Below are 21,947 nucleotides of genomic sequence, written 5' to 3' on the forward strand. Positions count from 1 at the left end.
GTTATGGCAGTATTCGATTCAAACATACCACAAGGCGATTTAGCTAATAAGTGGGTCAATCATAAAAATAAAATCAACCTGGTAAATCCGGCCAATAAACGTAACATTGATGTTATTGTTGTTGGAACCGGATTGGCGGGAGGTTCGGCAGCAGCAACATTGGCAGAGCTTGGCTATAATGTAAAGACATTTTGCTATCAAGACTCGCCGCGCCGTGCGCACTCTATTGCCGCCCAAGGGGGAATTAACGCCGCAAAAAATTACCAAGGTGATGGCGATTCTATTTACCGCTTGTTTTACGACACGGTAAAAGGAGGCGATTATCGTTCGCGTGAGGCCAATGTATACCGTTTGGCCGAAGTTTCTGCCAATATAATCGACCAATGTGTAGCGCAAGGTGTTCCCTTTGCCCGCGAATATGGCGGGTTGCTAGATAACCGCTCGTTTGGTGGTGTATTGGTTTCTAGAACTTTTTATGCTAAAGGACAAACGGGCCAACAACTCTTATTGGGCGCCTATGCCGCGATGAACCGACAAATAAACCGTGGTAAAATACAATCGTATAACCGCCACGAAATGCTCGATTTGGTTATTGTTGACGGAAAAGCCAGAGGGATCATTGCAAGAAACCTTGTAACCGGAGAAATAGAACGCCATGCAGCACATGCCGTGGTTGTTGCATCGGGAGGGTACGGAAACGTATTTTTCCTTTCTACAAACGCCATGGGAAGCAATGTAACCGCTTCTTGGAAAATACATAAAAAAGGAGCCTATTTTGCCAACCCGTGCTACACGCAAATCCACCCGACTTGTATTCCCGTTTCAGGAGATCATCAATCAAAATTAACACTGATGTCAGAATCCCTTCGTAACGATGGTAGAATTTGGGTTCCTAAGAAAAAAGAAGATGCAGAAGCCATCCGTCAAGGAAAATTAAAACCTACCGAATTGGCCGAAGAAGATAGAGATTATTACCTTGAAAGAAGATACCCATCTTTTGGTAACCTTGTTCCCCGCGATGTGGCCTCCAGGGCCGCCAAAGAACGTTGCGATGCCGGGTTTGGCGTAAACAAGACAGGAGAAGCCGTGTTTTTAGATTTTGCATCGGCAATTATGCGCTATGGAAAAGAGCAGGCCGCCATTCACGGAAATCACAATCCCAGTGAAACAGAAATGAGGGAACTGGGCGAAAAGGTAATTGAAAACAAATATGGGAACCTTTTCCAGATGTACGAAAAAATCGTGGACGAGAATCCGTACAAAACACCCATGAAAATATATCCCGCCGTGCATTATACCATGGGCGGAATTTGGGTAGATTACAATTTAATGACCACCATTCCTGGTTGCTACGCCGCCGGAGAGGCCAACTTCTCCGATCACGGCGCAAACCGTTTAGGGGCATCTGCACTCATGCAAGGTCTGGCCGATGGTTATTTTGTGTTACCATATACCATTGGCGATTACTTGTCGCAGGACATTAGAACCGGAAAAATATCAACAGAATCTCCCGAATTTGAAGCTGCCGAAAAAGCGGTGAAAGATCAAATAGAAAAACTGGTTGCCAATAAAGGAAAACATTCTGTAGACCATTACCACAAAAAACTCGGTAAGATTATGTGGAACAAATGTGGAATGGCCAGAAATGCGAAAGGCTTGGAGGAAGCAATTACCGAAATTCGTGAGCTTCGCGAGGATTTCCATAAAAATGTATTGATTCCCGGTTCTGCCAATAGTAAAAACAGCGAGCTGGAAAAAGCATTGCGCGTAGCCGATTTTCTTGAATTAGGAGAATTGTTTGCCAAAGATGCTTTACACCGAAATGAATCTTGCGGAGGTCACTTTAGGGAAGAATATCAAACCGAAGAAGGAGAAGCCAAGCGTGACGACGAGAACTTTAAATATGTAGCCGCATGGGAATACAAAGGAGCTCCAAGCGATGCCGTATTGCATAAAGAAAATTTGGAATATAAAAATATTGAGCTTAAAACGAGAAGTTATAAATAGATGTAAGTAGTGAGATGTTAGATTAACTTTCAATACTTAATACTCAATACTCAAAAAGTATGAATTTAAAGCTAAAAATATGGCGTCAAAAAGATGCCAACACCAAAGGAAAGATGGTTGAATACCCAATTGCAGGTATAGAAGAAGATATGTCTTTCTTAGAAATGCTGGATGTTTTAAATGAAGAATTGATTTCAAAAGGTGAAGAGCCTGTTGAATTCGACCATGATTGCCGCGAAGGAATTTGCGGGGCCTGCTCGCTTCAAATTAACGGGGAACCACATGGCCCCGACAGAGGCGTAACTACCTGCCAATTGCATATGCGCATGTTTAAAGACGGCGATACCATTACCATCGAGCCTTTTAGGGCAACTGCTTTTCCGGTAATTAAAGATTTAATTGTTGACAGAAGTTCGTTCGACCGGATACAGCAAGCAGGCGGATTTATTTCTGTTAATACTTCCGGAAATACCATTGATGCCAATTCCATTCCTGTAAATAAGGATGATGCCGATAAATCGTTTAACGCGGCCACCTGTATTGGCTGTGGCGCATGTGTAGCTGCTTGTAAAAATGCAAGCGCCATGCTGTTTACAGCAGCCAAGGTATCGCAATTTGCTTTGTTGCCTCAAGGACAAATTGAAGCAACCGACCGCGTACTAAATATGGTGAAACAAATGGACGAGGAAGGTTTTGGAAATTGCTCCAACACCGGAGCCTGTGAAATTGAATGCCCGAAAGGAATTTCGTTGGAAAATATTGCCCGAATGAACAGGGAATATCTTTCGGCCAGTTTGAAGAAGTAAAACATCTTTTTTAATTACAATAACCAAACCCTTTGTGTGTACAAAGGGTTTTTTAATGCGTTTGCGCCTGCCCCGCCCCTTTTGGAATCCTAACATTTTCAACAATATCCACGATTTCCTGCGGAGGTTGTTTGGTAAACTTCGATACAACAATGGCTACAATAAAGTTCATAAACATCCCAACAGTTCCAAAACCTTCCGGGGAAATACCAAACCACCAATTTTCCTTTCCTGAAGTTGCTACCGAACCAATCCAATTCAACTTGAACCTTGCAATATAATAAAGGGTAATGCCCAAGCCTATTATCATTCCGGAAATGGCACCTTCTTTGTTTATCCGCTTTGAAAAAATCCCCAAAACAATGGCCGGAAAAAACGAAGCCGCGGCCAGCCCAAAAGCCAATGCAACAACCGAAGCCACAAAACCCGGCGGATGAATACCAAAATATCCCGCCACACAAACAGCCATAAAAGAAGAAGCCCTGGCTGCCCACAATTCCTGTTTTTCTGTAATTTGGGGCATTACCATCTTTTTAAGCAAATCGTGCGATATGGATGAAGAAATAACCAATAACAACCCTGCTGCGGTAGATAAGGCTGCGGCCATACCCCCCGCGGCAACCAAGGCGACTACCCAATTGGGCAGGCGGGCAATTTCCGGATTTGCCAAAACCATGATATCACGGTCAATGGTCAATTCGTTTTTAGATGCATCGGCAAGGTATTGAATGTTGCCATCGTTGTTTTTGTCTTCAAAAGAAAGCAGCCCTGTTTTTTCCCATTTGGTAAACCATTCGGGCATATCACTATATGATTTTCCGCTTACGGTTTCAATTAAATTGGTTCGTGCAAAAACAGCAATGGCGGGTGCAGTGGTGTACAAAATAGCAATAAAGATAAGCGCATACAAAGCCGATTTACGTGCGTCTTTTACCTTTGGTACTGTAAAAAACCGAACAATTACATGCGGTAACCCTGCGGTACCCATCATTAAGGCGGCGGTAATTAAAAATACATCCAATGTAGATTTACTTCCCGAAGTATATTCATGAAATCCTAATTCCTGTTGCAGCCCATCCAATTTATCCAATAAATAAACCCCGTCGTGTGCCCGATCTCCAAAACCAAATTGCGGAACCGGGTTTCCCGTCATTTGTATGGAAATAAAAATAGCCGGCACCATAAAAGCAAATATCATTACACAATACTGTGCTACTTGTGTATAGGTAATACCTTTCATTCCACCCAAAACCGCATAAAACAATACAATGCCCATGCCAACATATACTCCTGTATTGACCTCAACTTCTAAGAAGCGGGAGAAAACCACGCCTACACCACGCATTTGCCCGGCGATATAGGTGAACGAAACAAACAAAGCACAAATAACCGCCACCAAACGTGCCGTTTTAGAATAATACCTATCGCCTATAAAATCGGGCACTGTAAACTTTCCGAATTTACGAAGATAAGGTGCCAATAAAAGCGCAAGGAGCACATAACCGCCTGTCCAGCCCATTAAGAAGACCGAACCGTCATATCCGGAGAACGAAATAATTCCAGCCATGGAAATAAAAGAGGCTGCCGACATCCAATCGGCTGCTGTGGCCATACCGTTCGCCAATGGGGAAACACCTCCTCCGGCCACATAAAAATCTTTGGTAGAACCTGCCCGGCTCCAAATGGCTATTCCAATATAAAGGGCAAAGGTAATTCCAACAAGGACATAGGTTAGTAGTTGAACTGACATAAAAAAGCTTATTCGTTAAGGTTGTATTTTTTGTCCAATCTATTCATTAGGATTACATAGATTAGAATTAAGAGGATAAAAACATAAATGGAACCTTGCTGGGCAAACCAAAACCCTAATTTAAAACCACCGATCTTGATTTGGTTTAACGTATCGACCAGAAGTATGCCGAAACCAAAGGAAACAATAAACCAGATACACAATAAAACAAACAAGTATTTTAAATTTTCTTTCCAATAAGCATCATTTGAAGTATTGATCATTATTTTAAAGTTTGATGGTTCGATAAACAATAATACATTTTTTTTATTAAAAAATTAAATGATGCTCAATATATAACAATATAAAATGAATAATGACCAATAATAAAATCCGTAATCAATCAAAATGATTGTTTCCTCAAGCGTAATTGATTATCTAGCAATCCATCAAAGAGAGCGTTGTTTTTTATACTTCAACTTAAACAATCGTAAAATTCTATAAAACCCAAGGACAACAATTATAGAAATACATGCCGCTGTACCCAATGCCCCGCCATAACCTGAAAAAAAAGACGCGGAATTGATATAAAAAAAGGAAAATACAAGCCCGGACAGCGGAACAAGCCATACATTCTTCATAACCCTGTATGAAACCATCCCGATAAAAGAACCTCCAATAAAAACCAAAGGAACTGTATGTGTATAAAAATCGGGAAACAAATTGGGGAAAGCATAAAAAAACAAGGCCGTTGCCAACGATGCTATAGAGGAAGCCCGCACAGGTCCATATGCTAAATAGCAATTGATAAAAAAAGTAATTGTTGCCCCAAAAATACCCGTTAACAATACAATAAAGGTTTCCATGAAACTGTTTAGTTATAAATTAAAAGAAACAAAAACGAAGTACATACCACCCCGGCAAACGCAATGGTGCCCAATTTTCCGCCTACGCCCTTAAATACACTTTTGGAGACAATCAATAAAATTCCGGATACAGCCGATGCTATGCATATAAAAACCCAATTGAAAGCAACGACGTCGTTGGACATCGCTATAAAGGCACCACAATATATGGCCGGTGGAATATCTTTCAAAGAATTGTTCTGCTTATTGAGGTTTGGAATGTAAGACGATAAAAGCCCTATTAACGAAACCGCCAAAACACTGTTGAAATTAGCTATAACTTGTATATATTTCGCGGCAAACGCCCCCAATACTACAAATAAGATTAAATAAAAATCTTCATACAGATCGGCATTATGTTTTAAAGGGACTTTATAATGAAAAATAGTCATTAGCAATACCATACTAACTATGGCAGCAATTAAATAATAACTATCTGCATTATCAAACAAAATAGCCCCGATATAGATAAAATGAATAAATACAATAAAAAGATAGATTGTTAAGCTTATGTACCGGGAAACCACTTTAAATACTTTAGAATTAAAGCGGCAAAAATACTAAAAGAACTTCTTTAAACCTGAGTTCGATTATTAATAAAAAAAAGGAGACAGCTTTTAAAAGCTGTCTCCTTTTTTAACTTCTTAGCAAAAACTTTGGGGCTTGTTCTTAAAATGGGGCTTTTAGAACATTAAAAGTTTTTTTGCTATTAACATTAAACTTTTCATTAGTATAATCGTTCCTTTAATATTATCACTTAAAATATTAAAGATCGATTGACTTTGTTGGTTGTCTTCGTAGGTTAAAGTATAATCTCTCATATGCACAAATAGTTTAAGTAGGTGATTGTATCATTAATTAATATTGGGATAATAAACTTAAATCATATTAATTGAAATTGCACTTTTTTGTTGTGAACCATACCAAAATTGTTGTAAAATAATTTATGTAGTATGTTTCAACAAAACCTATATGTTAATGGCTACAAATCTAGAAGAAAAAATGAATTATCAGATAAAGCGCTTTAAAATTTCGACGAAATGCACAAGAAATAAAAATATCAATATATCCACTACTATATAGCTACGGCCGCCATTAATTGGACTCTCAAATTAAAGCTAGTTTGAGCGTTGATACTTTTGCAATCTGTAAAAAACTGGATGTATCTGGTCTTGACTTAAACCTGCATTTCGGGGACTTCGTCAGAAACCAACAAATTCCCTTCGGTAACTGCTTTTATGTCGTCTACAGAAACACCCGGTGCCCGCTCCAACAACAAAAAGCCTTCTCTTGTAACTTCAAGGACCGCCAGGTTGGTAACAATTTTTTTAACACAGCCAACCCCCGTTAATGGCAAACTACACTCCCGAAGCAGCTTGGATTCTCCTGCACGGTTGGTATGCATCATGGCTACGATAATATTTTCTGCCGAAGAAACCAAATCCATGGCACCGCCCATTCCCTTCACCATTTTTCCGGGAATTTTCCAATTGGCAATATCGCCATTTTGAGCAACTTCCATAGCACCGAGAATGGTAAGGTCTACATGTTGCCCACGGATCATGCCAAAACTCAAGGCCGAATCGAAAAAAGAAGCACCGGGCAGGGTTGTAATGGTTTGTTTCCCGGCGTTAATAATATCGGCATCTTCTTCGCCTTCAAAAGGGAAAGGCCCCATGCCCAGAACGCCATTTTCGCTTTGAAATTCAACCGAAATATCATCGCGCACATAATTGGCAACTAAAGTGGGTATTCCAATACCTAAGTTTACGTAATATCCGTCTTTTACCTCTTTGGCGATACGTTGCGCTATTTGTTCTTTACTTAAACCCATAATTAATTCATTGATGTGTTAATTTGATAATGTGAAGATCCGATTTATGCTATTCTCAATTCATCTCATTATCAAATTATTTCATTTTCTAATTATCCGATTAACTTTTTTTCCTAACGGTTCGTTGCTCGATCCGCTTTTCGTACTTGGCTCCTTCAAAGATTCGCTGCACGAATATTCCGGGGACATGAATCTGGTTGGGCTCTAAACTTCCGGCAGGCACCAGTTCTTCTACTTCAACAACCGTAGTTTTGGCCGCACCGCACATTACGGGATTGAAATTACGGGCGGTCCCCTTAAAGATAATGTTTCCGGCTTCGTCTCCCTTCCATGCTTTTACAAAGGCAAAATCTGCTTTAAACGCATGTTCGAGTACGTAATGCTTCCCATTAAACTCCCTTGTTTCTTTGCCATCGGCAACCTCGGTCCCATAACCGGCGGGGGTATAAAAAGCAGGAATTCCAGCTTGTGCTGCGCGGCAACGCTCGGCTAATGTTCCCTGGGGAATAAGCTCTACATCCAATTCTCTGCTAAGCATCTGGCGTTCAAACTCATCGTTTTCGCCTACATAAGAAGAAATCATTTTTCTTATTTGATGCTTTTGAAGCAGGAGCCCAAGTCCAAAATCGTCTACCCCGGCATTGTTCGAGATACAGGTAAGGTCTTTTATGTTGAGTTTTACCAATTGCTGAATACAATTCTCTGGGATTCCACACAACCCAAACCCGCCGAGCATAAAAGTCATACCGTCTTTTACACCATTCACGGCTTCTGTTACCGATTTTACCTTCTTGTTAATCATTTATCAATATTTTACCGGAAAATTACGAATATTTCAACAAAATTGAAATATATACTACACAAATTGAAGATGTTTTTATATGTTTTTGATGTCCTTGACAAGGAAAACCATTTCCCTGCTATTAATTTATACGCATATGCTTTGTGGTCCGGAAATTTTTGATTTTTCATTAAGGCTTGTTATCTTTCTAGCTCCACAAAGTCTCCCTACTTTGCGGTATTACTCCTCGATTAACTTATGCGCTTTTAAAATAGATATAACCTTGGGCACGGGCAATGCCTTTATAATCCTTCCGTCTTTTCCAGTGGTGGTTTTACCCATAAAAAGGGAATTTAAAATGGCTTCTTCGGTGGCTTCAATGGCAGCCATAAATAGGGGAGACATATAATCGTTGGAAACTACTTCTTGTTTTAATAGCGAAATAGACTTATAGGGCACGCGCACTTGTTTGGACGTAGAAAAGGCAATTATGTAATCGCCACTCCCGTTTGAAGCGATGCCCCCGGTTTTTGCCAAGCCCATAAAAGCTCTTTTTGCCAGGCGTTTTAAGTTTCTATCGGTCAAAGGCGCATCTGTGGCCACTACAACCATACAAGAACCATCTACATTGTTTAAAAATTGGTTGCTAAAGGAGAAATTACCCAGTTTTTTCCCTATATTGATGCCGGCTATTTGCAAAACACCTCCAAAATTGGTTTGCACCATAACACCAATGGTATAGCCCCCTAAATTTCCGGGCAATTTTCTGGAAGATGTGCCTATGCCCCCTTTATAGCCAAAGCAAATAGTCCCGGTTCCGGCACCGATGCTCCCTTCTGCTGTATTGGCTTCTGAAGCAGTTTCTATGGCTTCAAGCACCTCATTATGTGTTACATGCATACCACGGATATCGTTTAAATAACCATCATTGGTTTCGCCTACCACTGCATTGACCGAACGTACATTTTCGTTGTCCTTTTGTTGTAATGTATATTTTACAACAGCTTCGACCGCTGTGCCAACATTAAGCGTATTGGTTAAAATTATAGGGGTTTCAATAGTGCCAAGCTCCTCAATTTGAGTGCTTCCGGCCAACTTTCCAAAACCATTGCCCACAAAAATGGCCGCGGGAACTTTTTCTTGAAAAATATTGCCGCCATGCGGAAGAATAGCCGTTACGCCAGTGTGAACAGAATCCTCTTTTTCTATGGTAACATGCCCAACTTTAACCCCTTTAACATCAATAATAGCGTTGTGCTTTCCTGTTGGGATGACACCTATTTGAATACCATAATCCCTAACGCGCTGTTGTGCATAATTGTATGAAACTGTTGTGAGGAAAAATAAAAAGAAGGTGACTATTTTAGAGAACGGCTTCATATGTTTTCGGAAGTAATGAGTATGCATCCGGCATCCTTCATTTGCTGTAAAGCTTTATCGCCATCATCTGGGTTTACGTTAACTGCCCGGACAGCATCCGTAATAACATATGTTGTATAACCGGCCTGTACCGAGTCTAAAGCTGACGAAAGCACGCAATAATCTGTTGCGATCCCGGAGACATATAGCTGACTTACTTCTTGTTTGCTTAAATATTCGTACATATTCACATTCGTGGCTTCAAAAGCAGAATAGCCATCGTCCAAGGTGCCTGTTCCCTTAAAAAATATCTGGTCTATTTTATCAATGTTTAGGTTGGTGTGAAATGCGGCACCGTATGTATGCTGGACACAATGTGGCGGCCATTTGTTGAAATGCTTTGTTTGTTTGGGGTGCCAATCCTTGGAAGCGATTATCAAGTCGAATTTATCAACAATACTATTGATTACCGGGACCACTTCTTCGCCTCCTTTTGCTGCTAAAACCCCGCCAGTACAAAAATCGTTTTGTACGTCTACAATTAATAACGTTTTCATGTCTTTTCTTTGTCGCCTCATAAAGATACGAACCTTTGACAATTATACATTGATAACGGAAAACATTTTAGGTATAACAACAGCCTATATGGTTGTACCACATACCCGAAAACATTTTATAAAAGAATACAACTTAAAACCTGAATTCGATTATTATTACCATATCAAAATAATCGAACTCAGGTTTAAAAGTCGATATCAACGCCTTCGTTGTAATCTATTTTTAACGAATCTTTGCTTTCTTCGGCAGGTTGACTGCAATCTACACGTATGGACAGATCTTCCGGACGCTCAAAATCATCTTTGGAAATATCCAAATCTTCATCTGCATAGCATTTTTTCATGTACAGCCCCCAAATGGGCAATGCCATGCTGGCTCCTTGACCATAACGTGTGGTTGGAAAGTGGGTGGCCCTGTCTTCACCACCGACCCAAACTCCGGTAACTAGGTTGGGCACCATGCCCATAAACCAACCGTCACTTTGGTTTTGTGTGGTTCCCGTTTTTCCTGCAATCGGGTTTGTAAATTCGTATGGATAACCTGTTATAATTTCTTTATACATGGTTTGGTTTTTGGCCCAACTACCCCGTAAACGCGCACCGGAACCAGATTCGGTAACCCCTTCCATTAATTTCACCGTGGTATAGGCCACTTCTTTGCTCAATACATCACGGGTTTCGGGGACCGATTCGTATAAAACCGTGCCGTTTTTATCCTCAATTCGGGTAATCATAACCGGTTTAACATACACCCCTTGATTGGCAAACGTACCATAAGCGCCCACCATTTCGTAAACAGAGATATCGGGTGTTCCAAGGGCAATGGAAGGTACCGGGAGCATAGGTGCTTCAACACCCATACGTTTTATTAAGCTCACTACGGGCTGTGGCCCTACTTTATCCATTAATCTTGCTGTAACCGTATTTACTGAATTTGCCAAGGCATATTTTAATGTAAACATCTCACCAGTATATTTCCCCCCATCATTTTTTGGGCACCAAGGTTCTATATTTCCATATTTATTGGCTTCAATACAGGTATATATATCGGGCAGCTCATCGCAAGGTGACAAGTGCAATTGATCGATGGCGGTGGCATACACAAAAGGCTTGAAGGTTGAACCTGCCTGACGGCGCCCCTGTTTTACCTGATCGTATTGAAAATGCTTGTAATTAATTCCGCCAACCCAAGCTTTTACATGGCCAGACTGTGGGTCCATGGACATCATTCCGGTACGTAAAAAATACTTGTAGTATTTTATGGAATCCAATGGCGACATCACGGTATCTTTCTCCCCTTTCCAAGTAAAGACTTCCATAGGGATTTTCTCTTTAAAAGACGCCATGATTTCTTCTGTAGATTTGCCCAAATCGTCGCGCATATGCCTCCAACGCTCAGATTGTTTCATGGAGTGATCGTATGTTCTTTGTATTTGTTCGGGCGTAAGGTCCAGAAATGGAGCCGTTGGGTTGCGTTTGTCTGTATTCTGCACGAAAAACTCGGCCTGTAAGCGCTTCATGTGCTCTTGTACGGCTTGCTCGGCATAGGCTTGCATACGCGAATCTATGGTGGTGAAAATTTTAAGTCCGTCAAGGTAAATATTGTATTTTTCTCCGTCGGGACGGTAATTTTCGGGGTCGCTTGCCCAATCTTTCAACCAATCTCTTAAGTACATCCTAAAATAAGTTGCAATTCCTTCGCGGTGCGATTCCGGATGGTAATCTATATCCAAAGGCAATGCTTTTAATGTATCGAGGGCTGTTTCGTCTATAAAGTCGTTTTTGTACATTTGGTTGAGCACCACATTCCTGCGGTTGGTTACCCCTTTTTCGTTTCTTCTGGGATTATACAACGACGAGTTTTTAAACATCCCAACCAACATAGCCGATTCTTCAACGTCGAGCTCCCCGGGTTCCTTACCAAAATAAATACGTGCTGCCGAACGGATACCATCGGCATTATTGCCAAAATCGTATATATTAAAATACATGGCAATAATTTCCTGTTTGGTATATTGCCGTTCCAATCGTACCGCAATAATCCATTCTTTTATTTTTTGAATGATCCTTTCCAGAATATTAGAAGAAACCTGCTCGGTAAACAATTGTTTTGCCAATTGTTGCGAGATGGTACTCGCCCCGCCACGTGTTCCCAAAAATACGGCGGCCCGCAAGGTTCCCCAAGCATCAATTCCGGAATGGTCGTAATAGCGCTCGTCTTCGGTGGCCACCAATGCATTTACCAGATGTTTTGGGAGTTCTTCAAAATTTACAGGCGTCCTGTTGTCGTTTAAATAGTATTTTCCCAAGGTTTTCCCATCGGCAGAAATAACTTCGGAAGCTAAGTTTGTTTGTGGGTTTTCCAAGATTTCAAATGAAGGCAATTTCCCGAAAACGCCCCAAGAGGCCAATAAAAATATAAGCACTACAAAAAGGATGCCTGCTGCAAAGATTCTCCAGAACCAAAGAATATATTTTTTAAACCCTTGATCGTTCTTTTTTGTTTTTTTATTTGTCGCTTTTTTTGCCATTTTATTTTTCAGCTGATTTTTCAATACTTATACCAATGTCTGTAATTCCCTTCAAGGACGGAACCCCGCTTACATTGCCGTTTTTACGCATGGCATGCTCTATTGCTATGCGGTAGGTGCCCATTGTGGGAAATACAACATTTTCTTTGTAAAACAGTTTGTTTTCCTTAACGGAAGAAAAACCTTTTCCAAGCCATTCGCCATTAGGTTTTGCCATTTCGTACTCTAAAGTATCGGAAACGGTTTTTCCATTTGGAAAGTCCAAATTAACTATTAAAAACAAATTACTAAAAGGATATTTTTCATCGTTTCTTAAGTTGATGAAAACATTGTACGCATTTAGGGAATCGGGAGGCACAAAAGTGAAGTCAACTTTTTCGCCTTTGCCCCAACTTCCTTTTATTGCTTTGTACTCGCCATAAACGGCATTGGAATTGCATGCAGCAACTATGAATATTATAAGAAATAAAGAAATGAGCCTTTTATACATTCCTAGATCTTTTCCTTTTATTGTTGTTGCGTTTCTTCTTGTTTTTCTTTTGCCTTCTCTGTCCTTTGGGCCTGTCGAAACGTGTTAAACTATCCTGACCTACAACGTTCTCAAACTCTGTTTTAGTATCTACGGAGAGATCTAATGCATATTCTTCAAGGCTGGTAACGGTTTCTTTTTTCTTATTTTTAGCGATTATCTCTTTTACCTGTCCCGTGGTTAGTACAAACCAATTTGCCCATTCTCCTTCGTATGCATACCATAAAAGGCCTTTAAAGATGTCTATTTTTTGACAAATGGCTTCGCCTTTTTTGGTTTTTAGGCGCTCTTCTTGGTTGGGAAAATCTTTAAGCGCATCCAGGTATGCGTCCAGTTCGTAATTAAGGCAACATTTTAGTTTTCCGCACTGCCCCGCAAGTTTTTGGGGATTTAAGGACAATTGCTGGTAACGTGCCGATGCGGTGTTTACCGACCTAAAATCGGTTAGCCAGGTAGAACAGCACAATTCCCTTCCGCAGGAACCAATTCCGCCCAAACGGGCCGCTTCCTGACGATAGCCTATTTGGCGCATTTCTATGCGGGTACTAAAAGCCCGTGCCATGTCTTTTATAAGCTGGCGGAAATCTACACGTTCCTCGGCGGTATAATAAAAGGTAGCCTTTGATCCATCGCCCTGAAATTCTACATCGGAGATTTTCATTTGCAACTGAAGCTGTATTGCCAGCTCCCTCGATCTTTTTTGTACTTCGGGTTCGCGACCGCGTGCCGTTTGCCAGATGTCGATATCTTTTTGAGAAGCTTTTCGGTAGATTTTAGGCAGGTTTTCATCGGTATAATCTACCTTTTTCTTTTTCATTTGCACCTTTACCAATTCGCCCACCAAAGTAACCACCCCTACGTCGTGCCCCGGGGAAGACTCGGTGGCCACGATATCCCCAATGGAAAGGGTCAGGTTTTCTTTATTTCTAAAAAACTCTTTTCTACTATTTTTAAATCGTACTTCTACACAATCGAAAGGCTCATGGCCATTGGGTAACGACATATTAGAAAGCCAATCAAAAACGGTAAGTTTATTACAACCATCGGTTCCGCAAGTACCGTTATTCTTACACCCACGAGGTTGCCCATCCTTCCCGGTTGAACAACTGCTACATCCCATAATCTTATATATTGAACCAAAGTTTGCCGCTGCAATTTCTTCGGTTTAGGTTCATAAATACTTTTTTAGCATCGTAAAGATACTATTTTCAAATTAGTTAATAGAGAATAGTTATAAGTTAATGGTTTTTCTGGGTATTGCCCAGAAATTTTATCGGGTTTCTTTTTACCGTTTCAATTCAGAATGCTTTCTGCTACACCATCTTCACGATTATACCTATTGTTCTATTCTGTATAATTTACTTTTTAAACTTCAATACTTTGGACCTGCCTTTTTTAAATATCAAGTTGCTCACCCCTTTCCCTTTCCTCAGGGCTTTTTGTTCTTCGTAAGGCAATGCAATAATGTCCATGCATTCATCAGAACAGCAATGATTCATTTTTTTGGCACATTCTTCACATTGAATAAACAGTAAATGGCATGCCTCATTGGCACAATTTACGTGTGTATCGCATGGTTTTCCGCATTGGTGGCAATGCGCGATAACATCTTCTGAAATACGTTCTGCCCGGCGCTCGTCGAACACAAAGTTTTTTCCTATAAATTTATTTTCAAGTTTATTTTCTTCAACTTGTCTTACATAATTAATAATCCCGCCTTCGAGCTGAAATACGTTTTTAAATCCTTTATGTTTGTAATATGCACTGGCTTTTTCACAGCGAATGCCCCCGGTACAGTACATGACCAGGTTTTTATCTTCTTTGTGTTTTTTTAGGTCTTTTTCTATAATGGGCAGGGAGTCCCTAAAAGTATCCACATCGGGGGTAATGGCATTCTTAAAACGGCCAATTTCGCTTTCGTAATGGTTGCGCATGTCTACCAAGACCGTGTTTGGGTCTTCTATAAGTTCGTTAAACTTTATGGCATCTACATGTACGCCTTTATTTGTAACATCAAAAGTTTCGTCTTTAAGCCCGTCGGCTACTATTTTATCGCGTACTTTTACCTTCAACTTTAAAAAGGCAAAGTTGTCGTGCTCAATAGCAATGTTTAAACGTACATTTTCCAGGAAAGTAATGGAATCTATATGTGCCTTAAAATCGTGGAACAAATCGGCAGGAACCGAAAGTTGTGCATTAATCCCTTCGTGAGCAACATAAATCCTACCGAGAACATCCAGTTCGTTCCAGGCCAAGAATAAATGGTTTCTAAAAATTTGAGGATTTCCAATTTTAGCGTATTTATAGAAAGAGATTGTTAAGCGGTCTTTACCCGCCTCCTCAATAAGTTTTGCCCTTTCCTCTGCGCTCAAGTTATTGTACAGTTGCATGCTATACCAATAGTTTTACGTTAAAAGAAATTTTTTGCAAAAATACGCTTTTTTCTTTGATTGACAATTTGGTGCGTTTTCAAGTGAAGGGTTTAGCGTTTAGTGTTCAACTATTCAAAGTTTTAGTCACTTCGATGAAGGAGAAGTTGCATAATGTAATGGGCTTCAAGTTCAAAATTCAAGGTTTCATGTTTGTTTTATTTTGATGCGTATTGGGTGTTAATTCACTGCCAACAGTTATCGATTAGCATTTAGCCATGAACCCCTGATCGTTAACCGCTATTCAAAATTTCTTCAATAAAAAACAAAAAGGGCTTTGGTAAAAAACCAAAACCCTTTTCGTAGCTAATTCGTTGTTATTAAAATATTTAAAAAATATTCATCATTGCACATAACAACGAACCTAGCCTCCATCCAGCTTGCCATTGCAACGAATTGCAACTGTGAGGTTGGCCGATTTAACATTTAATACGTAGACATTGCTTTTCATTAAATCGTCCCTTCCTTTTCTTGGATAGATGCAAAATATTTAAAAAGGTTGCGCGGCAAAATTGTATGCTGAAAAAAGAAATAGTATTTTAGCACGAATCAAAAAAATAAAAGTACACAGAGAAAAATGAGTTCGGAAAAAGATGCTAAGTTAAAAGCCCTGAAGCTCACCTTGGACAAACTGGATAAAACCTATGGCAAGGGAGCTGTTATGAAAATGGGCGACAGTGTTGTTGAAGATGTTGATGCCATTCCAACGGGGTCCATTGGGCTAGATATAGCCTTGGGGGTTGGCGGTTACCCAAGAGGAAGGATTGTTGAAATATACGGTCCGGAGTCTTCCGGAAAAACCACCCTCACCTTACATGCCATTGCTGAAGCTCAAAAAGCTGGTGGCATTGCTGCCTTTATTGATGCAGAACATGCTTTTGATAGATTTTATGCACAAAAACTGGGCGTAGATATAGACAATTTGATTATTTCACAACCAGACCACGGAGAGCAGGCTTTGGAAATTGCAGACAACCTCATACGTTCTGGTGCCATTGACATCGTTATTATCGATTCTGTTGCCGCCTTAACACCCAAAAGCGAGATCGAAGGCGAAATGGGCGACTCTAAAATGGGGCTGCATGCCCGCTTGATGTCGCAAGCCTTGCGTAAGCTTACAGCCAGCATAAGTAAAACCAAATGTACCGTCGTCTTTATTAACCAGTTAAGGGAAAAGATTGGCGTTATGTTTGGCAATCCAGAAACCACTACCGGTGGTAATGCCTTAAAATTTTATGCCTCGGTAAGGCTGGACATTCGCCGTTCAACACAAATAAAAGATAGCGACGGAGGTGCCTCTGGTAATAAAACCCGTGTAAAAGTGGTAAAAAACAAAGTTGCTCCGCCTTTTAAGGCAACAGAATTCGACATTATGTATGGAGAAGGAATCTCCCGTATTGGTGAAATCCTGGACCTTGGCGTAGAATTTGAAATTATTAAAAAGAGCGGCTCTTGGTTTAGTTATGGCGACACCAAACTTGGACAGGGCCGTGACGCCGTTAAAACCCTGCTACAGGACAATCCTGAGTTACTGGAAGAACTTGAAGGAAAAATAAGGGAAGCCATAAAAACTATAAATACATAGCATAAAAAGCTCCTATAGATAAAAGCCCTGAGGATTTTTAAAATCCCCGGGGCTTTTTTTAACCTGTTTTCTATTATTAGAAAAAGTCAAAAGTAAGTTTTAAACAATTTTTTTCCACCAAACGCAACCCTTGGCACTAAAAAGCATCTAGTAATAAAATACTATATAATAATGAAGAAGATATTTGCGCTAACACTAAGTTGCTTATTATTGCTTGGCTTTAGTTCTTGCGACATTTCGGATGATGATACTGCTAATTTCCATTATGAAACCCTCGAAATAACAGGTGCCGACCTGCCCGAATATTTTGAATATGGAAAAATGTACAACATCGAATTTACTTATTTGCGCCCTTCAGATTGTCATATATACGATGGATTTGAGTTTAACCCCACCGGTGAAACAGAACGTACTATCTTTGCAATTGCGGCAGTTGTAGAAAGAGCAGACTGTAAGGATTTGACAGCTATTGAAGGAACCGATAATTTTGATTTTGAAGTACGGTACAGAGACCCCTACACATTTAAGTTTTATGTAGGCGAAGACGAAGACGGTGAAAAAGAGTACCTTACATACGAAGTCCCTGTTCAGGAAGCAGGCCAAGAATAGAAAGTATAAAATAACCCAGCTATACGAGTGAGTTTAGAACAGCTCATAAAACAGTGTAAGCGGCAAAATAGAAAGGCTCAAGAACAATTATACAAACTGTACAGTTCTAAATTGTTTAGCGTATGCCTTAAATATTCCCGCAACAAAACAGAGGCAGAAGATAATCTGCATGATAGCTTCATGGTTATTTTTAACAAGATAGACACGTATAATTTTAGAGGTTCTTTTGAAGGCTGGATGAAAAGGGTTACCGTAAATACCGTACTCCAAAAGTACAGAAAAGAAAGTGCCCTTGACGCATTGCCAAATAATTTGGAAGCCGATATAGAAGTAGAACTGCCAGAAGAAGACATTTCGTTAAATTATCTTTTAAAACTTATACAAGAACTGCCAGACCGGTACCGGCTGACATTTAATTTATATGTACTCGACGGGTATTCTCATAAAGAAATTGCAGAAATGCTTCAAATAAACGAAGGAACATCCAAGTCGAACCTGGCCCGGGCCAAAATGGCCCTTAGAAACAAAATTGAAGAAGACGAATTAAAAAACAGGGTAAATTCAGTTTAAATGCACATGCCCACAAAAAATAAATAATACCCTTTGGTATAATTGGTATTAAAAATGAACGACAAGAAAAACATAGAACGCTTATTTCAAGAGAAGTTCAAAGATTTTGAAGCTGCTCCGCCATCGCATGTATGGAACGACATACAAGCTTCTCTTGATAAAAAAGACAAGAAAAGAGGCATTGTCCCGATATGGTGGAAACTGGGCGGTGCCGCTGCTGCTACATTGGCACTTTTCTTTATACTGAATGGTTTATTTTGGAGCAATCCAGAGGAAACTTTTCCAGAAGGCAATACCATTACCCACACAAACGATAGTATTGACAACGGAAATACAGCGACTCAAGACAACGCTTCTGCCAAAGACGAAACATCCGATGCTGTTGCCGAAACCGAAAATGAAGATTTAAAAAATTCGGAAGAAAGCCACCAAGATAATTCTAAAATTATCAGATCTTCTTCCTATAAAACACCACAAAACGGTATTGCAAACAACGAAACGGTAGACAAAAACAAAACTTCTGGCCATGACGGGAAACTTAATGCTCCATCCGAAGGAACAAAAAAAAGCAATAGCCCCGAAATTGCCCAAAACAATATTCCTGTAAACGACGCCCAAAAAGCAATTCCAAACGATAACACAATCTTTAAAAATAACAATAACATTGCTGTAACCAATAACGACGAAGCCGCAGAAAAGGAGAAAGACATCGACAGCACGATCACAAAAAAATCCCTATTGGATTATGTGGACGAAATGGAAAAAGAAAAGGAAGAAGAAACCTTGGCAAGCACAAGCGAAAAACCTGCAAGGTGGAGCGTAAACCCAAATGTCGCCCCTATTTATTACAATTCGCTAAGCAAAGGCTCTCCTATTAACACCGATTTTGCCGGCAACTCGAAAACCGGCGATGTAAACATGAGCTACGGTATCAACATAGCCTATAATGTAAGCAAAAGATTAAGCGTGAGGTCTGGTATCAATAGTGTGAACATGGGCTACACCACAAACAATGTTTCGTTTGGCCCCTCTGTTTTCAGTGCAGAAAAGTCTACATCAAACATTACCTTTAAGAACTCTGCAACTGCATTAAACGTATCGGACCAAAAAACTCCGTCGGCCAATTTCAATGACGAAATTCAGGCAAGGGACGAAGTTGTGTCGTCGGGTAGCATGGACCAAAAGTTTGGTTATTTGGAAATTCCCATGGAATTAAAATATCGGTTGGTAGATAAAAGGTTTGGGGTCAATATTATTGGCGGGGTAAGCTCGCTGTTTTTAACCGATAACGAAGTTTCTTTCGAGACCAACAATATGGCAACCGAAGTTGGAGAAGCCAATAACCTGAATGACCTTAGCTTTAGTACCAATATTGGTGTAGGCGTAGATTTCCAAGTCACCAATAAGTTATTGTTTAACCTCGAACCTATGTTTAAATATCAATTAAATACATTTTCTAGGGAAGATGGTGGCTTTAGCCCGTATTTGCTCGGGGTATATACCGGTTTGAGTTTTCAGTTTTAAGATAGTTAGTCGGGCTGCCATTGCATAACACGCAATCAACCTGAATTTAAATCCCTTTCTCTCTGGAAGGGATTTTCTTTGTAAGCCTATTGAATATCAGGGTTCTTGCCTGCTTTTTTATTTCGGTTCCATGAGAAGATCCCAGGCCTTTGGTCTCAATAAACGGAAGGACACGGGCCCGCATTTTTCCCGGGCTCCCGCTAAAAAACTCATAAGAAAAACGCTTTTTATTGTCTAAAAATACAATGGGCACAATGGGTATTTCGTGCTCTATGGCCAACCTAAAGGCACCGTCCTTAAATTCGTCCAACACAACAGCAGTATCGTCGGGCACACCACCTTCGGGAAATATACATACGCTCAAACCTTGCTTTAAACGCCGCTGTGCACTTTTGTATACGGCCGTCCTGCTACTTGCCGAGCTCCTATCTACCAAAATACATACGCGCTTGTAAAAAAAGCCGAAAATAGGGATTTTGGCCAATTCGCGCTTCCCCACAAAAACAAATGGGTTTTTAGATACTTTCAACATCAACATAATATCGGCCATAGAAGTATGATTGGCTATCAACATATAGCTTTTGCCTTTTTCAAGCTTTTGTTCTTTTTTCACGGAAGGAATAAAAAACATACCGTAAAGTATAAAATTGGCCCATATATTTCTGGCTATCCAAAAGAATTGTGGATACAAACGTTCGGAAGATGACACTATTAATAGGACCGGGAAAAATATAACAATTGGTATGGTTACTAAAATGTAAAACCACAAACGGTACAAAAGCTGAAAAAAACGCGTAAATATTTTAGTCATGAAGTCAAAAATAAACATTTGTTGTATACTTTTTGCAAAACATTATACCTTTGTGCCATTCTAGAGAAAAAGACATGGCGAGAATACTTACAGGCATACAAAGTACGGGAACCCCGCATTTGGGAAATTTGTTGGGCGCGATAATTCCCGCAATAAAATTGGCGCAACAACCAGAAAACGACTCTTTTTTGTTTATTGCCGATATGCATTCGCTTACGCAAATAAAAAATGGGAGCGAGTTAAAAAACAACACATACAACGTTGCCGCCGCATGGCTTGCTTTTGGGCTCGACATCAACAAAGTGGTTTTTTACCGGCAGAGCGACGTTCCGCAAACAGCCGAGCTTACCTGGTATTTAAGCTGCTATTTTCCTTTTCAGCGCCTCACCTTGGCACATTCTTTCAAAGACAAGGCCGACAGGCTCGATGATGTAAATGCAGGACTGTTTACCTACCCCATGCTCATGGCCGCCGATATTTTATTGTACGATGCCGAAATAGTTCCGGTTGGGAAAGACCAAATGCAGCATATAGAGATAACACGCGATGTAGCTTCCAGGATGCACACTCAAATTGGCGAGACCTTTGTTATTCCCCAAGGAAAAGTACAGGAGGCAACCATGTACATTCCCGGCACGGATGGCCATAAAATGAGCAAATCCAGAAACAACATTATCAATATTTTTCTTCCGGACAAAAAACTGCGCAAACAAGTTATGGGCATAAAAACGGACAGCATACCTCTTGAAGCGCCAAAAAATCCCGATACCTGCAATGTATTCGGTATATATAAATTATTGGCTTCGGAAGAACAAATTGCAGAAATGAGAAAGAATTACGAAGAAGGCGGTTATGGTTACGGCCACGCAAAGCAAGCTTTGTACGAGCTCATCAACCATAAGTTTGCTACCGAAAGGGAACGGTTTAACTACTATATGGAAAATCTTACGGAAGTAGACGAAGCACTGGCCATTGGTGCAGAAAAAGCCAAAAAAGTGGCCAATGCCACCTTGGCGCGCGTAAGAAGCAAAATTGGTTATTAATCAGGTTATTTTTAATTAAACAGCCTATAAAAGGTTATACCAAGGAATGTAAATAACATGCGTTTCGATATATTGAATTCTTTTGAATATTACCGATATGTATTTTGGGTTTGGTGGGGTAAAATAAGTAGGTAATTAGTCCAGAAACTAGGTCTGCAATAAAGTTATCGAAGCTTCAATGTCTGGTGTGTTCAATCTGACATTGGTTCTTCAGAATATCGTTGACACTCTCCATAACCGCTCTTTTTCTAAGCAGAATTTTAGTTGCATAAGCATCCTAAATTTCTGCTTCTTTATGATGGCAAACAACCTATTTTCTTACAGCGAACTTATGTTAT

The 21,947-nt window shown here is 40.2% G+C and carries 20 protein-coding genes and 1 pseudogene; 7 read left to right on the top strand and 14 right to left on the bottom strand.

Annotation, left to right across the window (positions count from 1 at the left end; genetic code table 11):
* The first annotated feature begins 3 nt into the window (after positions 1–3).
* Positions 4–2,007, top strand: coding sequence for a fumarate reductase/succinate dehydrogenase flavoprotein subunit (locus tag PSF86_RS12920; RefSeq protein WP_277900495.1), 2,004 nt, complete (start codon positions 4–6; stop codon positions 2,005–2,007).
* 59 nt (positions 2,008–2,066) lie between these two features.
* Positions 2,067–2,813, top strand: a complete 747-nt coding sequence (locus PSF86_RS12925; protein WP_277900496.1) for a succinate dehydrogenase/fumarate reductase iron-sulfur subunit — start codon at positions 2,067–2,069, stop codon at positions 2,811–2,813.
* Between the two features lie 52 nt (positions 2,814–2,865).
* Here the strand turns inward: PSF86_RS12925 and PSF86_RS12930 are convergent, their stop codons facing one another.
* The 12 genes from PSF86_RS12930 to trhO form a co-directional block, all read right to left on the bottom strand.
* Positions 2,866–4,563 carry a sodium:solute symporter family protein gene (locus PSF86_RS12930; protein ID WP_277900497.1) on the bottom strand — a complete coding sequence of 566 codons (1,698 nt, stop codon included), beginning with the start codon at positions 4,561–4,563 and terminating at the stop codon, positions 2,866–2,868.
* A gap of 8 nt (positions 4,564–4,571) precedes the next feature.
* Complete coding sequence (locus PSF86_RS12935) at positions 4,572–4,826, bottom strand: DUF4212 domain-containing protein (protein ID WP_277900498.1); 255 nt, start codon at positions 4,824–4,826, stop codon at positions 4,572–4,574.
* Positions 4,827–4,991: 165 nt separating this feature from the next.
* Positions 4,992–5,408 carry a hypothetical protein gene (locus PSF86_RS12940; protein WP_277900499.1) on the bottom strand — a complete coding sequence of 139 codons (417 nt, stop codon included), beginning with the start codon at positions 5,406–5,408 and terminating at the stop codon, positions 4,992–4,994.
* Between the two features lie 8 nt (positions 5,409–5,416).
* Positions 5,417–5,899: a hypothetical protein gene (locus PSF86_RS12945; RefSeq protein WP_277900500.1), complete on the bottom strand. Its 483-nt coding sequence runs from the start codon at positions 5,897–5,899 to the stop codon at positions 5,417–5,419.
* 725 nt (positions 5,900–6,624) lie between these two features.
* Positions 6,625–7,281, bottom strand: a complete 657-nt coding sequence (locus PSF86_RS12950) for a CoA transferase subunit B (protein WP_277900501.1) — start codon at positions 7,279–7,281, stop codon at positions 6,625–6,627.
* 100 nt (positions 7,282–7,381) lie between these two features.
* Positions 7,382–8,083 carry a CoA transferase subunit A gene (locus tag PSF86_RS12955; protein ID WP_277900502.1) on the bottom strand — a complete coding sequence of 234 codons (702 nt, stop codon included), beginning with the start codon at positions 8,081–8,083 and terminating at the stop codon, positions 7,382–7,384.
* 219 nt (positions 8,084–8,302) lie between these two features.
* Positions 8,303–9,442, bottom strand: a complete 1,140-nt coding sequence (locus PSF86_RS12960) for a P1 family peptidase (protein ID WP_277900503.1) — start codon at positions 9,440–9,442, stop codon at positions 8,303–8,305.
* Positions 9,439–9,978, bottom strand: a complete 540-nt coding sequence (locus PSF86_RS12965) for an isochorismatase family protein (RefSeq protein WP_277900504.1) — start codon at positions 9,976–9,978, stop codon at positions 9,439–9,441. The genes PSF86_RS12960 and PSF86_RS12965 overlap by 4 nt, the downstream gene beginning before the upstream one ends.
* Before the next feature lie 185 nt (positions 9,979–10,163).
* Entirely contained in the window at positions 10,164–12,509 is a 2,346-nt protein-coding gene (locus PSF86_RS12970; RefSeq protein ID WP_277900505.1) for a penicillin-binding protein 1A, read from the bottom strand.
* A 1-nt stretch (position 12,510) separates the two neighbouring features.
* Positions 12,511–12,999 (bottom strand): gliding motility lipoprotein GldH, encoded by a 489-nt coding sequence (locus tag PSF86_RS12975; RefSeq protein ID WP_277900506.1) that lies wholly within the window; start codon positions 12,997–12,999, stop codon positions 12,511–12,513.
* On the bottom strand, positions 12,992–14,158 hold the full coding sequence (locus PSF86_RS12980; protein ID WP_277900507.1) for a PSP1 domain-containing protein: 1,167 nt from the start codon (positions 14,156–14,158) through the stop codon (positions 12,992–12,994). Before PSF86_RS12980 ends, PSF86_RS12975 begins: the two co-directional genes overlap by 8 nt.
* 238 nt (positions 14,159–14,396) lie before the next feature.
* Positions 14,397–15,428, bottom strand: a complete 1,032-nt coding sequence (gene trhO, locus PSF86_RS12985; RefSeq protein WP_277900508.1) for an oxygen-dependent tRNA uridine(34) hydroxylase TrhO — start codon at positions 15,426–15,428, stop codon at positions 14,397–14,399.
* A 616-nt stretch (positions 15,429–16,044) separates the two neighbouring features.
* Here trhO and recA point away from each other — a divergent pair.
* The 4 genes from recA to PSF86_RS13005 all read left to right on the top strand — a co-directional run bounded on the left by recA (position 16,045) and on the right by PSF86_RS13005 (position 19,755).
* Positions 16,045–17,052: a recombinase RecA gene (gene recA, locus PSF86_RS12990; RefSeq protein ID WP_277900509.1), complete on the top strand. Its 1,008-nt coding sequence runs from the start codon at positions 16,045–16,047 to the stop codon at positions 17,050–17,052.
* 171 nt (positions 17,053–17,223) lie between these two features.
* Positions 17,224–17,661 (top strand): hypothetical protein, encoded by a 438-nt coding sequence (locus tag PSF86_RS12995; protein ID WP_277900510.1) that lies wholly within the window; start codon positions 17,224–17,226, stop codon positions 17,659–17,661.
* Positions 17,662–17,688: 27 nt separating this feature from the next.
* Positions 17,689–18,231, top strand: coding sequence for an RNA polymerase sigma factor (locus tag PSF86_RS13000; protein WP_277900511.1), 543 nt, complete (start codon positions 17,689–17,691; stop codon positions 18,229–18,231).
* 54 nt (positions 18,232–18,285) lie between these two features.
* On the top strand, positions 18,286–19,755 hold the full coding sequence (locus PSF86_RS13005) for an outer membrane beta-barrel protein (protein WP_277900512.1): 1,470 nt from the start codon (positions 18,286–18,288) through the stop codon (positions 19,753–19,755).
* 46 nt (positions 19,756–19,801) lie between these two features.
* Here the strand turns inward: PSF86_RS13005 and PSF86_RS13010 are convergent, their stop codons facing one another.
* The gene (locus tag PSF86_RS13010) at positions 19,802–20,566 is read right to left on the bottom strand and encodes a lysophospholipid acyltransferase family protein (RefSeq protein WP_277900513.1); all 765 of its coding nucleotides are present in this window, start codon (positions 20,564–20,566) and stop codon (positions 19,802–19,804) included.
* A 74-nt stretch (positions 20,567–20,640) separates the two neighbouring features.
* Between PSF86_RS13010 and trpS the strand changes: the two genes are divergently transcribed.
* Positions 20,641–21,609 carry a tryptophan--tRNA ligase gene (trpS, locus tag PSF86_RS13015; protein ID WP_277900514.1) on the top strand — a complete coding sequence of 323 codons (969 nt, stop codon included), beginning with the start codon at positions 20,641–20,643 and terminating at the stop codon, positions 21,607–21,609.
* A gap of 34 nt (positions 21,610–21,643) precedes the next feature.
* Here trpS and PSF86_RS17890 read toward each other — a convergent pair.
* A pseudogene (locus PSF86_RS17890) lies at positions 21,644–21,871 on the bottom strand (transposase); the annotation flags it as partial.
* Positions 21,872–21,947 lie beyond the last annotated feature (76 nt).

The sequence above is a fragment of the Galbibacter pacificus genome (genome assembly GCF_029603165.1).
Classification (GTDB): domain Bacteria; phylum Bacteroidota; class Bacteroidia; order Flavobacteriales; family Flavobacteriaceae; genus Galbibacter; species Galbibacter pacificus.

What these genes read in the sequence shown, in the direction of transcription:
- PSF86_RS13010 (WP_277900513.1), bottom strand. Translation starts at nt 20,566, where the DNA reads ATGACTAAAATATTTACGCGTTTTTTTCAGCTTTTGTACCGTTTGTGG.
- trhO (WP_277900508.1), bottom strand. Translation starts at nt 15,428, where the DNA reads ATGCAACTGTACAATAACTTGAGCGCAGAGGAAAGGGCAAAACTTATT.
- PSF86_RS12975 (WP_277900506.1), bottom strand. Translation starts at nt 12,999, where the DNA reads ATGTATAAAAGGCTCATTTCTTTATTTCTTATAATATTCATAGTTGCT.
- PSF86_RS12950 (WP_277900501.1), bottom strand. Translation starts at nt 7,281, where the DNA reads ATGGGTTTAAGTAAAGAACAAATAGCGCAACGTATCGCCAAAGAGGTA.
- PSF86_RS13005 (WP_277900512.1), top strand. Translation starts at nt 18,286, where the DNA reads ATGAACGACAAGAAAAACATAGAACGCTTATTTCAAGAGAAGTTCAAA.
- PSF86_RS12960 (WP_277900503.1), bottom strand. Translation starts at nt 9,442, where the DNA reads ATGAAGCCGTTCTCTAAAATAGTCACCTTCTTTTTATTTTTCCTCACA.
- PSF86_RS12925 (WP_277900496.1), top strand. Translation starts at nt 2,067, where the DNA reads ATGAATTTAAAGCTAAAAATATGGCGTCAAAAAGATGCCAACACCAAA.
- PSF86_RS12980 (WP_277900507.1), bottom strand. Translation starts at nt 14,158, where the DNA reads ATGGGATGTAGCAGTTGTTCAACCGGGAAGGATGGGCAACCTCGTGGG.
- PSF86_RS12935 (WP_277900498.1), bottom strand. Translation starts at nt 4,826, where the DNA reads ATGATCAATACTTCAAATGATGCTTATTGGAAAGAAAATTTAAAATAC.
- trpS (WP_277900514.1), top strand. Translation starts at nt 20,641, where the DNA reads ATGGCGAGAATACTTACAGGCATACAAAGTACGGGAACCCCGCATTTG.
- PSF86_RS12940 (WP_277900499.1), bottom strand. Translation starts at nt 5,408, where the DNA reads ATGGAAACCTTTATTGTATTGTTAACGGGTATTTTTGGGGCAACAATT.
- PSF86_RS12920 (WP_277900495.1), top strand. Translation starts at nt 4, where the DNA reads ATGGCAGTATTCGATTCAAACATACCACAAGGCGATTTAGCTAATAAG.
- PSF86_RS12930 (WP_277900497.1), bottom strand. Translation starts at nt 4,563, where the DNA reads ATGTCAGTTCAACTACTAACCTATGTCCTTGTTGGAATTACCTTTGCC.
- recA (WP_277900509.1), top strand. Translation starts at nt 16,045, where the DNA reads ATGAGTTCGGAAAAAGATGCTAAGTTAAAAGCCCTGAAGCTCACCTTG.
- PSF86_RS12995 (WP_277900510.1), top strand. Translation starts at nt 17,224, where the DNA reads ATGAAGAAGATATTTGCGCTAACACTAAGTTGCTTATTATTGCTTGGC.
- PSF86_RS12970 (WP_277900505.1), bottom strand. Translation starts at nt 12,509, where the DNA reads ATGGCAAAAAAAGCGACAAATAAAAAAACAAAAAAGAACGATCAAGGG.
- PSF86_RS12965 (WP_277900504.1), bottom strand. Translation starts at nt 9,978, where the DNA reads ATGAAAACGTTATTAATTGTAGACGTACAAAACGATTTTTGTACTGGC.
- PSF86_RS12955 (WP_277900502.1), bottom strand. Translation starts at nt 8,083, where the DNA reads ATGATTAACAAGAAGGTAAAATCGGTAACAGAAGCCGTGAATGGTGTA.